This is a genomic window from Streptomyces sp. NBC_00876 (genome assembly GCF_045207435.1).
Classification (GTDB): Bacteria; Actinomycetota; Actinomycetes; order Streptomycetales; family Streptomycetaceae; genus Streptomyces.
Window position 1 is genome coordinate 1,188,869 of the sequence record NZ_CP108800.1, and the last position, 14,810, is coordinate 1,203,678.

Genomic DNA, 14,810 nt, shown 5'->3' on the forward strand with positions numbered 1-14,810 from the left:
TGTTCGAACCTCATCCGGGTCGAGTAATACGGAGAGCGGATACGGGAGTTGGGGAGGTCAGCCGTCGTAGGAGACGTGCAGCCGGTCGCTGACCGGGCGCGCCTGACAGGCGAGGATCAGCCCGTCGGCGAGGTCCTGCGCGTCGAGGACCTCGTTGTGTTCCATGACCACCTCGCCCTTGACGAGGACGCAGGCGCAGGCGCTGCAACTGCCCTCCCGGCAGGAGTACGGAGCGTCCAGCCCGGCGGCGAGCAGCGCGTCCAGCAGGGGCGATTCCCGCGGCCATGCGACGGTGCGGCGGGCCCCGTCCAGCTCAACCTCGGCCGTGCTGACCGGCCCGGAGGCGTCCTGGCCGGCCCCGGGCTCGCGCTCCGCGAACGGATCGCCGGACAGTGACGTGAACCGCTCCACCGTGATCAGGCGCGGTGGCACACCCAGTCCGGTGAGCGCGCCGGTGGCCAGGTCCATGAAGGGACCGGGCCCGCAGACGAAGGCGGGGCGTCCGGCGTACGGGCCGGCGAGGGCCCGCAGGCCGGACGCGGTGGGCCGGCCCTGGACGGACTCCAGCCAGTGCAGGACCGTGAGGCGGTCGCCGTACTCCCGTGCCAGGGCGGCCAGTCCGTCGCGGAAGATCACGGACTGCTCGTCCCGGTTGGCGTAGACGAGGGTGACGTTCCCGGTCCCGGCGTGCAGGGCGGAGATGAGGATCGACATCACCGGGGTGATGCCGCTGCCCCCGGCGAGCAGCAGGAAGTCGCCGTCGAGCGAGCCGGGGGTGAAGGTGCCGGCGGGCCGCAGCACCTCCAGGGTGTCGCCCTCGGTGACGTGGTCGCAGATCCAGTGGGAGGCGTACCCTCCCGCGGTGCGTTTGACGGTGACCTTCAGCTGCCGGTCACGCACCGGGGAGCTGCACAGCGAGTAGCAGCGGGCGGCTCCGCCGGGGCGGTCGGACGGCACCTTCACGGTGAGGAACTGGCCGGGTTCGTAGGCGAACTTGTCCCGGTGCTCGTCGGAGGGCTCCAGGACCAGGGAGTGCGCGTCCGCCGTCTCCCGGATGACCTCGACGACGCGCACGGTCAGCGGAACTGGTCTCACGACGCGCCTCCGGCGGTGCGGGCTTCCCGGGACGAGGCCGCGCGGGCGGCGGCGTGCCGGGCCGCGAGGTAGCCGAAGACGATCGACGGACCGATGGTGGCGCCGGGTCCCGCGTACTCGTTGCCCATCACGGACGCGGAGGTGTTGCCGGTGGCGTACAGCCCGGCGATGGCGGAGCCGTCCTCGCGCAGCACCTGGCTGTGCTCGTCGCAGACGAGGCCGCCCTTGGTGCCCAGGTCGCCGACCTCGATCCGGATCGCGTAGTAGGGGGCCCTGTCGAGCTCGTCCAGGTTGGGGTTCTTCAGCGTCGGGTCGCCGTAGTAGCGGTCGTAGGCGCTGTCGCCGCGCCCGAAGTCGGTGTCCTTGCCGGCCCTGGCGAAGCCGTTGAACCGTTCGACGGTGGCGGTGAGCGCGTCCTCGGGGATGCCGGCCTTGCGTGCGAGTTCCGCGAGGCTGCCGGCCCGGTGCACGGTGCCGTTCTCGTAGAACGCCCGGGGGAACGGCATGCCGGGCAGGATCTGGGCGAACGGGTAGCGGGCGCGGGCCTTGGCGTCCATCACGAACCACGCGGGTGTGTGCCCGCCCTCGAGCTGGTCGTGGACGAAGTTCACGTAGGGCGAGGACTCGTTGGTGAAGCGCCGGCCGTTGCCGGAGACGATCACCGACGGGGGGATGCACCGCTCGGAGACCAGCGGGATCGTCGCTCCGGCGGGATGGTGGACGGACGGCATCCACCAGGCGTCGTCCATGAAGTCGAGGGCGGCCCCGAGTGCCTGTCCTGCGACGATGCCGTCACCGACGTTCTCGACGGCTCCCGCGCTGTGGTTGTCCCGGCCGCCCTCGGGCAGGTACTTCTCGCGCATCTCCTGGTTGTGGTCGAACCCGCCGGTGGCCAGGAGCACCCCGTGCCGGGCCCCGACCCGTACCGCCCGGCCGTCGCGTTCGACGACGACGCCGGTGACCCTGCCGCTCGCGTCGGTGACGAGTCCGGTCATCGGGCTGCGCAGCCATACGGGAATGCCCGCGTCCTTGAGCGCCATGCGCATGCGCGCGACCAGGGCCCGCCCGCCGGTCGCCATGTGGCGGCGGCGGAACATGTTGGACGAGACCCGCCAGGCGGCGATCACCGAGGCCCAGCGGCCGCGCCAGGTCCGCTTGACCATGGCGAGGTCCCGGTAGTCCTTCGCGGTGATCCACAGTCCGAGCGGGCCCTTGAGGCTGTTGGGCCGCTGGTGCTCCTCGTCCTCGCCGAGCTTGCGGGTGTCGAAGGGCAGCGCCTCGACGGACCGGCCGAGCGGTCGTCCGCCCTCGTACTCGGGGTGGTAGTCGGCGTAGCCCTTGACCCAGAAAAACCTCATCCAGCGGCTCTTCCCGAGCAGCGCCATCGCGGCAGGTCCCTGGCCCACGTACGCGTCGAGACGGGCGGCCGGTACCCGGTTCCCGGTGAGCCGGTCGAGGTAGCGGCGTACGGACTCGTCGCTGTCGTCGTGGCCCCGGGCCCGCAGGGTGGGGTTGTTGGGGATCCAGATGCCACCGCCGGAGATCCCGGTCGTGCCGCCGTACTTGTGGCCCTTCTCGACCACGACGGTGCTCAGGCCGCTGTCGGCCGCGGTCAGTGCGGCGGTCATGCCGCCGCCGCCGCTGCCGACCACGACGAAGTCGAACTCCTCGTCCCAGGCTCCCCGGGCCGCGGCGCTCATGCCGCGTCCTTGAGGGTGAGGAAGGCGAGAACCGCGCTCTCCCAGGCTGCCTTCTGTTCGATCATCACCCAGTGCCCGCAGTCGGGAAAGATGTGCAGCTCGGCGTCGGGGATGGCGCGCATCGGCAGGATCGCCATGTCGACCGGGCTGACCCGGTCGTCGCGGCCCCAGGTGAGCAGGGTCTTCGCCCGGAGCCGGTGCAGCATGGCCCAGTACGGCGCTTCGTCGGACGCGGCGGCGGCCGCGGCACCTGCGGTGAACGCCTCGCTGCCGTACATCCGGCGGGCGCCGGCGAGCGTCTCGGGGTCGGTGGCCTGCGCCCACCGCTCCTCGATGAGCTCCTCGGTCACCAGGGACCGGTCGTACACCATGGAGTTCAGCCAGCGCACCAGGCCCTCGCGGGACGGTGCGTCGGTGAACTCGGTGAGCAGCTTGATGCCTTCGCCGGGCCCCGGGCCGAACAGGTTCCGGCCGATGCCGCCGATCGTCACGAGGCGGCGTACCCGGTCGGGGTGGGCGAGCGCGAACCGGGTGCCGACGATGCCGCCCATGGAGTTGCCGATGATGTCGACCCGGTCCAGTCCGAGCCCGTCCAGGAACCGGGTCACGGAGGAGGCGGCCGTCGCCATGGGGTGGCCGTCGGCCGGGTCGCTGACCCCGAATCCTGGGAACTCCAGGACGAGACAGCGGAAGTGCTCGGCGAACGCACCCAGGTTGTGCCGGTAGTTGCGCCAGCCCGTGACCCCGGGGCCGGATCCGTGCAGCAGGAGCAGGGGCGGGCCGTCACCGGCCTCGTGGTAGCGCAACACGCCCTGATCGGTAGCGAGTTCGCGCAGTGTGGAGTCGTGACTCAGCTCCGTCATCATCCCTGCCTCGGTTGACCTCGGTGTTCGGTGGCCCTGATGACCCGATGGGTCCGGGCGGTCGCCGTCCCTGGGTGGCCCATGGGTGCCGTGTGAACGGTTCCTGGACGGTAGCCACGGCCCGCGGGGCCCCGCGGCGGCCGTCCCGGTCAGCGGGATGCCTGGCGTCACGGGGGCCGGGACGGCCTCCGGCGGCCCGCTTCCGGGGGCGTTCCACTGATCGGGAACGGGCTCCCGGCGGGTCTGACCGGTGTCCTACCTTCGGCCACCTGCCCGGTCCCGGGCACACCACCGCACCGTCCCCCTCGAGGTGAACCCCATGACCGCAGAGTCCCTTTCCGCGCCCGAGGCATGCGAGGAGACCGAGCCGACACCCCTGCGGATGCGGCGCACGATGGGGAGCTTCGCCTCCGGAGTCACGGTGGTGACGGGGATCGGCCGGGACGGTGTGCCGGCCGGCTTCGCCTGCCAGTCCTTCGCGTCCGTCTCCCTGGAACCGGCCCTGGTCCTGTTCTGCGCCGACCACCGGGGGCGCGCATGGCCGAGGATCAGGGAGTCGGGGCGGTTCGCCGTGAACATCCTGGCCGAGGAACAGGCGGATCTCTGCGGCCGGTTCGGGTCGGGCAAGGGCCTCAAGTACGAGGGACTCGACTGGGAGGTCTCCCGCTGGGGAACGCCGTCGCTGCCCGGCGTCCTGACCCGGGTGCACGCCGATGTGTACGACGTGCACAGTGCGGGCGACCACGATGTGGTGATCGGCCGGGTCCTCGCCCTGGAGACCGTGAGCGACGGGCAGCCGATGCTCTTCTTCCGCGGCGGGTTCGGCGTCGGGAGCCCGGCGGCGCTCCCCGACCCGTGGAGCTGGGGCGACCACTGGGGGTGACGGGGCGGGGGACGACGACGGTCAACCGCCCCGGGCCCGGGCCCGTTTCGTATACGCGCGCGCCCCGGCCGTGGCCTGGTCCGTACACGCGCGCGCCCAGGCGTGGCGCGTTCTGTACATGCACGCGCCCGGCCGTGGCCCGTTCTGTACATGCGCGCTCCCGGCCGTGGCCCGTTCTGTACATGCACGCTCCCGGCCGTGGCCCGTTCTGTACATGCGCGCTCCCGGCCGTGGCCCGTTCTGTACATGCGCGCTCCCGGCCGTGGACCGTTCCCCATGCGTACGTACGCGCGCCCCGACCATGGCACCGAGGCGCGTGCGTCCCCGCCCGCGGTCCGCTGCCGGTCGCCGTACCGCCCCGCCTACTGCCAGTCGCCGTACTGGCCCGTGGCGAGCAGCCGGTCCATGGCCTGCGGGGACCACGTCTCCTCCGGCACGGCCGCCTCCCGGCGCGCACCCCTGACCGGCGTCTCCCGCTCGGGGAACAGCTCGCGCGACACCTGCCGGGCCGCGTCCACGACCAGCGGCGCCACCTTCTCCAGCGGGGACCAGGCGTCCCCCACCAGGGAGATCGCGGCGACGGGCCCCTCGGGACCGCGGATCGCGGCGGCGACGCAGGAGATGTCCGGGAAGCACTCGCCGCGCTCGAAGGCGAGGCCGTGCCGGCGGCGGATGCGGTTGAGTTCCTGGTGCAGGGTGCCGAGGTCGGCGATGGTGCGCTGCGTCAGACGGCCGATGGACTCGGCCGCCCTGGCCTCGACGTCCTCCGGTTCGAGCCAGGCCAGCATGGCCTTGCCGAGTGCGGTCGAATGGGCGGGGGCCCGGCCGCCGACGCGGGAGGGGACGGTCGCGGCGAATCGGCCGCCGACCTTGTCGAGGTAGTGCACCTCCGCCCCGTCCAGGACGGCCAGATGGACGACCAGGCCGGTCCTGATCTGCAACTGGTGCAGCCGGGCGGCGGCGGCCTCGCGGATCCTGCCGTGGGCGCCGTCCCCGCCGCCGAGACCGAGGGCGCGGCGCCCGAGTCCGTAGCCGAGTCCGGTGTGTTCGAGCCAGCGCAGCCGCACCAGTTGATCGAGTATCCGGTGCGCCGTCGACCTCGGCAGGTGGGTGGACCGGGCCACTTCCTCCAGGGACAGCCGGGCCGCCCGGCCCTCGAAGACGTCCATGATCAGCGTCACCCGCTCGACCATCGACGGTGGCAGCTCGCGACGACCCGGGACCTGCGCGTGGGGAGCTTCTTGGACAGCCGTCATGGGAGCCTCCAGTCACAGACTGAAATGAATTCTTGTTTTCCGGAATGTAACAGCGCCCCCCGAGCCCAGTGAAGACATGCGCACGGCCTGATTTCGCCCGGCCGGGCACGGACGCCCCACACGGCACCCCGGGAGGAATTTTGCCTGTGATGCAAAATTGCATAGCATGCACCTTCATGAGTGCCGACGAACCGCCCCTCGGGCTGCGCGAACGCAAGAAGCGCGCGACGCGTGACGCCCTTGCGGACATGGCGCTGCGCATGGCCGCGGACCGCGGGATCGAGAACGTGACCGTGGAAGCGGTCACCGATGCGGTCGGCGTCTCCGTCCGCACGTTCTTCAACTACTTCCCGTGCCTGGAGGACGCGATCACCCGCCCCGGCAAGGAACACGCCGAGCGGACCCGTCAGGCGGTACTCAACGCCCCGGCGCACCTCACGGCGCTCGACGCCCTCAGCGAGGCGCTCGCCCGGGAACTCGCCCACATCGAGGAGGACCACGAACGCTGGGCACTCCAGATGACGGTGCTCCGGACGAGCCCCTCCCTGCTCCCCGGCTTCCTCGCCGCCCAGGGCGCCGACGAGCGCGCGCTGATCGCGGTCGTGGCCGAGCGGCTGGGCCAGGACCCCGAGACCGATCTCCAGCCCCGGCTCCTCGCGCACGTGGCGATCGCCGCCCTGCGCGCCGCGGTCGAGGTCTGGGTCGCCTCCGGCCGCACCCGCACGTTCCAGAGCCTCCACCGCGAGGCGTTCGCCTCACTGGCCACCGGACTGAAGGCCTGAGGACCGGACGGCCCGCAGCACCCACAAGACCCGCACCGGTGTCTCTCACCGAGTCACCAGTCATTCGGACACGCAGAACCAGACACACAGAACCACGCACCGCAGAACCAGTCACCGCAGAACCAGTCACCAGAGAATGAGGAACGTCAGCCGATGACCGCTGCCGTCACACCCGAAACCGGCACCGCCGGTGCGACCGAGGGGCCCGCGTCCGGCATGACGCGCCGCCAGATACTCCAGGCCATGTCGGGCCTGATGGCCGGCATGTTCGTGGCCATCCTGGCCTCCACCGTCGTCTCCAACGCCCTGCCCAGGATCATCGCCGATCTGAACGGCAGCCAGTCCTCGTACACCTGGGTCGTCACGGCCGAGCTCCTCGCCATGACCGCGACCGTCCCGATCTGGGGCAAGCTGTCCGACCTGTACGACAAGAAGCTGCTCATCCAGCTCTCACTGTCGATGTTCGTCGTCGGCTCACTCGTCGCCGGCTTCTCGCACAGCGTCGGGCTGCTCATCGTCAGCCGTGTCGTGCAGGGCATCGGCGCGGGCGGGCTCACCGCACTCGCCCAGGTCGTGATGGCGGCGATCATCCCGCCGCGTGAACTCGGCCGCTACTCCGGCATCTTCGGTGCCGTCTTCGCCGTCGGCACCGTCGCGGGACCGCTCATCGGCGGCGTGCTCGTGGACACCTCCTGGCTCGGCTGGCGCTGGTGCTTCTTCATCGGTGTGCCGTTCGCGCTGCTCGCCATCGTGCTGCTCCAGCTGACCCTGAAGCTGCCGACGGTCCGCCGGGAAGTCAAGATCGACTATCTCGGCGCCGTCCTCATCATGAGCGGCGTCAGCGCCCTGCTGCTGTGGGTGACCCTGGCGGGCAACCAGTTCGACTGGGCGTCCTGGCAGACCGCCGCACTTGTCACCGCAGGCGTCGTCCTGCTGGCCACCGCGGTCCTGGTCGAGTCCAAGGTCCAGGAACCCATCATCCCGCTGGACATCTTCCGTAATCGCACGGTGGCCCTGACGACGGTCGCGAGCATGCTGGTCGGCGTGGCCATGTTCGGCGGCACGGTGTTCCTCTCGCAGTACTTCCAGATCTCCCTCGGCAAGACGCCGACCGCCGCGGGCCTGATGAGCCTGCCGATGATCCTCGGTCTGATGGTCTCCACGACCGTCGCCGGGCAGATCATCTCCGCCCGGGGCAAGTGGAAGGGCTTCCTGATCGCGGGCGGCGTCATCATGACCGCGGGCATGGGCCTGCTGTCCACGATCGGCGCGGACTCCTCGTTCGGCCTGCTCAGCCTCTACATGGTCGTGCTCGGTGTCGGCGTCGGCATGCTGATGCAGAACCTGGTGCTGGCCGCTCAGAACGATGTACCCGCCTCGGAGCTCGGCGCGGCGACCTCGGTGCTGTCGTTCTTCCGCAGCCTCGGTGGCGCGATCGGTACGAGCGCGCTGGGTGCCGTCCTCGGTCACCGGGTGGCCTCGGAGATGGAGAAGGGCTTCGGCGGGGCAGCCGACAACGGCGGTGCCGGGCACGGTGTTCCCGACCTCAGCACCCTTCCCGAACCGGCCCGGCAGGTGGTCGAGCACGCGTACGGCGTCGCGACCGCGGATGTCTTCCTGATCGGTGCGCCCTTCGCGTTCCTCGCCCTGATCGCGGTGCTGTTCATCAAGGAGAAGCCGCTCAAGACGCAGAGCGGCATGGAGCGGCTCGCGGAGGAGAGCGCCGCTGCGGCGAAGTCCCCCGCCGCCTCGACGAACTGACCGCCGGCACACGGTCACCGGAGCCCCGCATCGGCACGCGCCTCGCCGCGTACCGATGCGGGGCTTCTGCGTGCGGGGGCGGGCAGGCTCCGTATCTCCGCACCCGGCTGCCACGCACCCCGCTGCCACGCACCCGGTTGCCACGCACCCCGAAGAGAGCCTTGCATCATATGGGGTCGGACCGGGATGGATCGAGCGGTTTTCCACCTGTCATGGTGTCGCCATGACTCCCCCCTTCGACGCGTCCTCCGACGCGCGCGCGACTGCCGTGGACCGCTTCCCCCTCCAGTTCGCCCGTACCCGGCGCTTCTCGCTCGGCGTGCCGCGGCAGTTCAGCGTCTCCCCCGACGGCGAACGGGTGCTGTTCGTCCGCGGCACATCGGGCACCGACCCGGTCAGCCGGCTCTGGCTGTACGAGAACGGTGCGGAGCGGATGCTCGCCGATCCGCTCGGGCCCGGCTTCGCGGACGGGGCTCCGGGCGAGGTGCCGCCGGAGGAGCAGGCACGGCGGGAGCGGGCCCGCGTGACCTCCTCGGGCGTGGTGTCCTACGCCACCGACGCGTCCGCGCGGCTGGTGGCGTTCGCACTCCAGGGCGTCCTGTGGGTGCTCCGCACGGACGGCGGCACGCCGCGTCGTGTACCGACGGCCGGACCGGTCGTCGACCCCCGCCCCTCGCCCGACGGTTCCCTGATCGCGTACGTGTCCGGCGGTGCGCTGCGGACCGTACGGCCCGACGGCGAGGACGACCGGCCGCTCGCCGAACCGGACGGCGGGCAGGTGACGTACGGACTGTCCGACTACGTGTCGCAGGAGTCCATCGGCCGCTCACGCGGCTACTGGTGGTCGCCGCGGAGCGATGCGCTGCTGGTGGCCCGGGTGGACACGGCCGGGGTCGGGCGCCGCTACATCAGTGACCCCTCGGACCCCGAGCGGCCGCCCCGTGCCGTGGCGTATCCGGCCGCCGGCACGGCGAACGCGGAGGTGTCCCTGCATCTGGTGCGCGTAACCGGGGAACGCGTCGGCGTCCGGCTGCCCGCGGCGGCCGGCGAGGACCACCCCGCGGCCGCGTGGACGGATCCGAAGTTCGAGTACGTCGTGGCGGCGGGCTGGGACGGCGGGGGGCTGCTGGTCTCGGTGCAGACACGTGACCAGCGGTCGGTCCATGTCCTGGAGGTGGACGAGGAGTCCGGCGCGACCCGCACGGCGCACCGGGCACACGACCCGGCCTGGGTCGCCCTGCGTCCGGGCACACCTCTGCGTCTCGCCTCGGGGGCGCTCGTCGTACCCGCACGGCCGGGCGGCGACACCCAGGGGCTTGCCATCGGCGACATCACGACGCCGGCAGGTCTGGAGGTCCGCGAGGTGATCGGCGCGGCGGACGGACGGGTCTACTTCACCGCCGGCGAGGAACCGACCGAGGTCCATGTCTGGTCGTACGCCGTCGACGCGCCCGGGGAAGGCCTTGTACGCGTCACCGACGCACCCGGCGTGCACACGGCCTCGGTCGGCGGTCCGGCCGTGGTGCTCGAGAGCAGGACCCCGGACGGCCACACGGTGACGGTGCTGCGCGCCGGCGCACGCGTGGGCACCATCGCGGTCCTGGCAGAGGAACCACTGGTCACCCCGCGGCCGCTGGCCCTGAGCCTGGGCGAGCGGGAACTGCGCAGCCGTCTGTACCTGCCGTCGTGGCACCGGCCGGACGACGGCCCGCTGCCGGTGCTGCTCAGCCCGTACGCGGGCCACGGCATGCAGGTCGTCCTGGAGGTGCGGACCTGGTGGGTCGCGGTCGCCCAGTGGTTCGCGGAGCAGGGATTCGCGGTGCTGGTCACCGACGGGCGGGGCACTCCGGGGCGCGGTGAGGCCTGGGAGAAGTCGGTGCACGGCGACCGTCTGACGGCCGTTCTGGAGGACCAGATAGACGCCCTGCACGCAGCTGCCGCGCTCCACCCGGAGCTGGACCCGACCCGGGTGGCGATGCGCGGCTGGTCGTTCAGCGGGTACCTGGCGGCAGCCGCCGTGCTGCGGCACCCGGAGGTCTTCCACGCGGCGGTGGCGGGCGCCGCGCCGGCCGACCGGCGGCTCTACGACACCCATTGGGAGGAACGGTTCCTCGGCCACCCGGATGTGCTGCCGGAGAACTACACCCGCAATTCCCTGCTGGACGAGGCCGCCGCCCTGACCCGGCCGCTCATGCTGGTGCACGGACTTGCCGATGACAATGTGGCCGTGGCCCACACGCTGCGGCTCTCCTCAGCACTGCTCGCCGCTGGGCGGCCGCACACGGTGCTGCCGCTGTCCGGGGCCGGCCACATGGTCAGCCAGGAACGGACGGTCAGCGGTCTGTTGCTGCTGGAGCGGGATTTCCTGAGGAAGTCCCTCGGGCTTTGAACACGGGGTGCCGGCTGTGCGTACCCCTGGGCGAAGCGTCGGAACCAAGAACATCGCGGAAGGGAAAGCCAGCATGAGCGCATCGCAGGACCACGAGGTCCGTCTCGGACGCCGGACCGTAGTGACAGCGGCCGGCGCCGTCTCCGTGGCCGCCGTACTCACCGCGTGCGGCAGTTCGAACGAGCCGGCCGGTTCCGGTGTCGTCAAGCAGGCCGATGACAGCGGGGAGGGGGGCGGGAGCGGGGGCGCCGTTCTCGCGAAGACCGCCGACATCCCGGAGGGGGGCGGGAAGATCTTCACGGAGCAGGGGGTCGTGGTGACGCAGCCGGCGGCCGGTGAGTTCAAGGCGTTCTCGTCCAAGTGCACGCACATGGGGTGCGCGGTCTCGAGCGTCTCGGACGGCACCATCAACTGCCCGTGTCACGGCAGCAAGTTCGACGTGGCGACGGGCGAGGTGAGAACGGGTCCGGCCACCACGCCGCTGCCCGCGACCGCGATCACGGTCCAGGGCGACTCGATCAGCCTCGCGTCATAGCGCGTCCGCCCGGCCTCACCCGCGCGCCCTGGCCCGTCCGCTCAGCCAGCAGCCGAGCAGGTCGTCGGTCGTGGTCACGGTGGCGACCAGGGCGAGGGTGTTGCGGATCATCGCGGGGGTGTAGTCGGCCGGCACCCCCGCGATGGCGTCGGAGGGAACCACCGCCGTGTAGCCGAGGTTCACCGCGTCGAAGACTGCATTGGGGATCGCCACGTTGGCCGATACCCCCGTGACGATCAGGGTGCGGCAGCCGAGGTTGCGCAGCAGCGCGTCCACGTCCGTTCCCGCCATCGGCGAGAGCCCGTGCAGCCTGCGGACCACCAGGTCCTCGTCGGCCACCTCGATGGGCTCGGCGATCCGGACCGCCGTGGTGCCGGAATGCTGCTGGACGGGGAGCCGGCCGGCGGCGCGGAAGAGACGGGCGTTGTGGTTGGCGCCGCGGCCGTCGGGACGGCGCTCGGCCACCGCGTGCAGTACCTGGACACCCGCCTCGTGGGCAGCGGAGACGAGTCGCGCGACGTTGTGCAGAGCCCCGGAGGACCTGGCCTCCCTGGCCAGTTCGGGCAGCGCACTGTCGGGCCCCACCACACCTTGCTGGCACTCCACCGTCAGCAGCACGGTGGTGGCCGGATCGGTCTGCTCGGCTAGCTGTTCCCTGGACGGCACGGCTGCCCCTCTCGGTGACGGATCGGCGCGCGAGGCTAACCTCCATTGCGCGATGAAGGAAGAGGCCCCATGATTTCTGACACATAGTCAGCTATCAGAGGGGGCTTCCCATGGCCGTCAGTCAGCGGCGGGGCCGCCGGATCATGATGACGGACGAGGAGCGCGACGCCTACCTCGCCGGACAGCGCACCTGCCGGGTCGCCACAGTCGGCGAGGACGGACGCCCGCACGTCGGGGCGCTGTGGTTCTGCTGGGACGGCACCTCGCTGTGGCTCTACTCCATCACCCGGAGCCTGCGCTGGTCGCAGCTGGGCCGTGACCCGAAGATCGCCGTGGTCGTCGACGACGGGGTGGAGTACGGGGAACTGCGCGGCATCGAGCTCTCGGGCGACGCCGTCTTCGTCGGCGAAGCCCCGCGCACCGGTGAGCCGTGCCCGGAACTCACCGTCCCTGAGCGGCTGTTCGCGGCGAAGTACTTCGACATGGACACGATGCCGCACGACGGACGGCACGCCTGGCTGCGGCTCACCCCCGGTTCCGTCACATCCTGGGACTTCGGCAAAATGACCGGCCCGACCGGAGCTACCGGACCGACCGGAGCCACCGGAGCCACCGGAGCCACCGGAGCCACCGGAGCGTGAACGCCTGAGGCGCACGCCCGGGGCGTGAGCACCTGAACGTCTGAACGTCTGAGCCCCGGTGCCCGCGCGCGGGCGGCCGGAGACCCCCGGCCGCTACACGTCCCCCAGCGGATCGTTCAGCCTCCGCCCGGCCTCCCGGAGCGCCGCGACCGCCGCCCTGATCGAAGGACGCCGGTCCGCGTCCGCCCGCCATACCGCGTGGACGTGCCGCCGCATCTTCTGCCGCACCGGCACCAGCCGCACCCCGTCGGGCACCGGCCCGCGGCCCAGCCGGGGCGCCACGCAGACCCCCATTCCGGCGGCGATCAGGGCGAGCTGGGTGTGGTGCTCGCCCGCGAGGTGAGCGATGCGCGGCTCGATTCCCCTGGAGCGGAGGGTGAACATCAGCCAGTCGTAGCAGAATTCACCCTCGGGCCAGGACACCCAGTCGTCGTCGGCGAAGTCCTCCAGATCGACCTCGTCCTGCTCCGCGAGGGGATGACCGGCCGGCATCGCGATGTCCGGGGCGTCGTCGAGCAGTTCCTCGCGGGCCAGACCGCCCGGCACCGGCAGCCGCTTGTTGCTCCAGTCCAGCACCACCGCGAGATCGAGGTCGCCCCGGAAGACCGCCTGGATCCCGGCCTCGGGCTCCAGTTCCAGGGTGCGCACCCGGAGTTCGGGATGGGCCGCGCGCAGGGCGAGCAGCGTCGCCGGAAACAGGCCGCGGGCCGCGGTGGGGAACGCACCGAGCCGGATCTCGCCCACCACCTGGCCCCGCTGGGCCTCGATGTCGGACTGGGCGAGCTCGACCTGGGAGAGGATCCGGGCGGCATGGTCGGCGAGCAGCCGGCCCGCGTCGGTGAGCCGGACGCCGCGGCCGCTCCTGGCGAGGAGTTGCTGGCCCACCTCGCGTTCCAGCTTCGCCATCTGCTGCGAGACTGCCGACGTCGTGACGTGCAGCCCCTCGGCGGCGCCACTGACCGAACCGAGCCTGGCGAGGGCATCCAGGGTGCGCAGGCGCTCCAGGTTCAACATGTAAGCGATGCTACGCGAACAGCCATACAAGATCTCACTTGTGCTACGAGATCTGATTCGCCATGGTGGACCGCATGAGCGCACCGCCGGCACCGATCCCGCAACCGACCGCTACATCATCGGCGAGCACGGCATCGACCGTCACGTCACCGACTGCCACGGCATCGCCCGTCACGTCACCGGCGATCACGGCATCGGCCACTGCGCCACCGGCCACCCCCGTCCCCGGCCCGGTCCGCCCTCCGGCACTGGACTGGCGGCTGCGCTTCGCGGCGCTCTCGCTCATCTGGGGCTTCAGCTTCCTCCTGATCAAGGTCGGGACCCATGGCTACGCCCCGTTCCAGGTCACGCTCGGCCGGCTGCTTTCGGGGACGGCGGTCCTCGCCCTGGCCATGGTGGTGAAGCGGGAGCGGCTGCCGCGCACCGCCCGCACCTGGGGTCATCTGGCCGTCGCCGCGTTCCTCCTCAACGCCCTGCCGTTCTCGCTCTTCGCGTACGCCGAACTCACCATCCCGTCGACGCTGGCCGGCATCTGCAACGCGACCTCGCCCCTGTGGGGAATGGCCCTGTCGCTCGTCGCCCTCTCCGAGGACCGGCCGACCCGCCGCCGGGTCGCCGGTCTCGGGCTCGGCTTCCTCGGTGTGCTGACCGTGCTGGGGGCCTGGCAGGGATTCTCCGGCCTGGACTTCAGCGGTACGGCGATGGCGCTCCTGGCCTCCCTCAGCTATCCCGTCGGCTGGATCTACGTCCGCCGGACACTGGCGGGCAGCGGTTCGTCCGCCCTCGCCCTCACCGGCAGTCAGCTCTTCCTCGGTACGGTGCAGCTCGCCCTGGTGACCCCGCTGTTCACCTCGGCCCCGGACACGTTCCCGCTGTGGCCCACCCTGGCCGTGGTCGCCCTGGGGGCCCTCGGTACGGGACTCGCCGTGCTCCTCCAGTACGGGCTGGTCAATGAGGTCGGTCCGACGACCGCTCAGATGGTCACCTACTTCATTCCCGTGATCGCCACCGCCGCCGGAGTCGCCGTGCTGGGCGAACAGCTGAGCTGGAACACCCCGGTCGGCGCCCTCGTGGTCCTGGCGGGTGCCGCACTGACCCAGAGCAGGCCCCGCGCGGCCGGGGCAGCCGGGGCAGCCGCCGCGGCCGTCCCACCGGAACCCGCTGCCGGGACGCGGCGCAGGGGGCTGCCGTAGTCCTCCCGTCTCGAATCGTGCCGGGCTCGCCG

At 71.6% G+C, this 14,810-nt stretch carries 13 protein-coding genes; 7 read left to right on the plus strand and 6 right to left on the minus strand.

The genetic code is table 11. The features are described 5' to 3' along the window. Nucleotides 1–57: 57 nt before the first annotated feature. From OG782_RS05170 to OG782_RS05180, 3 genes are read right to left on the minus strand one after another with little or no spacing between them, the layout of a single operon-like run. Nucleotides 58–1,095, minus strand: a complete 1,038-nt coding sequence (locus OG782_RS05170) for a 2Fe-2S iron-sulfur cluster-binding protein (protein ID WP_406448206.1) — start codon at nt 1,093–1,095, stop codon at nt 58–60. Continuing rightward, nucleotides 1,092–2,795 (minus strand): FAD-binding protein, encoded by a 1,704-nt coding sequence (locus tag OG782_RS05175; protein ID WP_406448207.1) that lies wholly within the window; start codon nt 2,793–2,795, stop codon nt 1,092–1,094. Before OG782_RS05175 ends, OG782_RS05170 begins: the two co-directional genes overlap by 4 nt. Then, the gene (locus OG782_RS05180) at nt 2,792–3,658 is read right to left on the minus strand and encodes an alpha/beta fold hydrolase (protein WP_406448208.1); all 867 of its coding nucleotides are present in this window, start codon (nt 3,656–3,658) and stop codon (nt 2,792–2,794) included. Before OG782_RS05180 ends, OG782_RS05175 begins: the two co-directional genes overlap by 4 nt. 319 nt (nt 3,659–3,977) lie before the next feature. Between OG782_RS05180 and OG782_RS05185 the strand changes: the two genes are divergently transcribed. Beyond that, nucleotides 3,978–4,541 carry a flavin reductase family protein gene (locus OG782_RS05185; protein WP_406448209.1) on the plus strand — a complete coding sequence of 188 codons (564 nt, stop codon included), beginning with the start codon at nt 3,978–3,980 and terminating at the stop codon, nt 4,539–4,541. A 362-nt stretch (nt 4,542–4,903) separates the two neighbouring features. Here the strand turns inward: OG782_RS05185 and OG782_RS05190 are convergent, their stop codons facing one another. Then, the gene (locus OG782_RS05190; RefSeq protein WP_406458864.1) at nt 4,904–5,734 is read right to left on the minus strand and encodes an IclR family transcriptional regulator; all 831 of its coding nucleotides are present in this window, start codon (nt 5,732–5,734) and stop codon (nt 4,904–4,906) included. A gap of 239 nt (nt 5,735–5,973) precedes the next feature. Between OG782_RS05190 and OG782_RS05195 the strand changes: the two genes are divergently transcribed. The 4 genes from OG782_RS05195 to OG782_RS05210 all read left to right on the plus strand — a co-directional run bounded on the left by OG782_RS05195 (nt 5,974) and on the right by OG782_RS05210 (nt 11,264). Continuing rightward, a complete protein-coding gene (locus tag OG782_RS05195) occupies nt 5,974–6,579 on the plus strand; it encodes a TetR family transcriptional regulator (protein WP_406448210.1) in 606 nt (201 codons plus the stop codon). Nucleotides 6,580–6,732: 153 nt separating this feature from the next. Then, nucleotides 6,733–8,340, plus strand: coding sequence for an MDR family MFS transporter (locus OG782_RS05200; protein WP_406448211.1), 1,608 nt, complete (start codon nt 6,733–6,735; stop codon nt 8,338–8,340). Between the two features lie 223 nt (nt 8,341–8,563). Beyond that, the gene (locus OG782_RS05205; RefSeq protein ID WP_406448212.1) at nt 8,564–10,729 is read left to right on the plus strand and encodes a prolyl oligopeptidase family serine peptidase; all 2,166 of its coding nucleotides are present in this window, start codon (nt 8,564–8,566) and stop codon (nt 10,727–10,729) included. 73 nt (nt 10,730–10,802) lie between these two features. Beyond that, nucleotides 10,803–11,264 (plus strand): Rieske (2Fe-2S) protein, encoded by a 462-nt coding sequence (locus OG782_RS05210; protein ID WP_406448213.1) that lies wholly within the window; start codon nt 10,803–10,805, stop codon nt 11,262–11,264. A gap of 15 nt (nt 11,265–11,279) precedes the next feature. On the opposite strand, the gene OG782_RS05215 is transcribed toward OG782_RS05210, so the two are convergent. Further along, on the minus strand, nt 11,280–11,930 hold the full coding sequence (locus tag OG782_RS05215; RefSeq protein WP_406448214.1) for a cysteine hydrolase: 651 nt from the start codon (nt 11,928–11,930) through the stop codon (nt 11,280–11,282). Between the two features lie 110 nt (nt 11,931–12,040). Between OG782_RS05215 and OG782_RS05220 the strand changes: the two genes are divergently transcribed. Next, nucleotides 12,041–12,571 carry a pyridoxamine 5'-phosphate oxidase family protein gene (locus OG782_RS05220; protein ID WP_406448215.1) on the plus strand — a complete coding sequence of 177 codons (531 nt, stop codon included), beginning with the start codon at nt 12,041–12,043 and terminating at the stop codon, nt 12,569–12,571. A 93-nt stretch (nt 12,572–12,664) separates the two neighbouring features. Here OG782_RS05220 and OG782_RS05225 read toward each other — a convergent pair whose 3' ends face one another. Further along, nucleotides 12,665–13,585, minus strand: coding sequence for a LysR family transcriptional regulator (locus OG782_RS05225; RefSeq protein ID WP_406448216.1), 921 nt, complete (start codon nt 13,583–13,585; stop codon nt 12,665–12,667). Between the two features lie 74 nt (nt 13,586–13,659). Here OG782_RS05225 and OG782_RS05230 point away from each other — a divergent pair, with 74 nt between their 5' ends. Beyond that, complete coding sequence (locus OG782_RS05230) at nt 13,660–14,778, plus strand: DMT family transporter (protein WP_406448217.1); 1,119 nt, start codon at nt 13,660–13,662, stop codon at nt 14,776–14,778. The last annotated feature ends 32 nt before the right edge of the window (nt 14,779–14,810 follow it).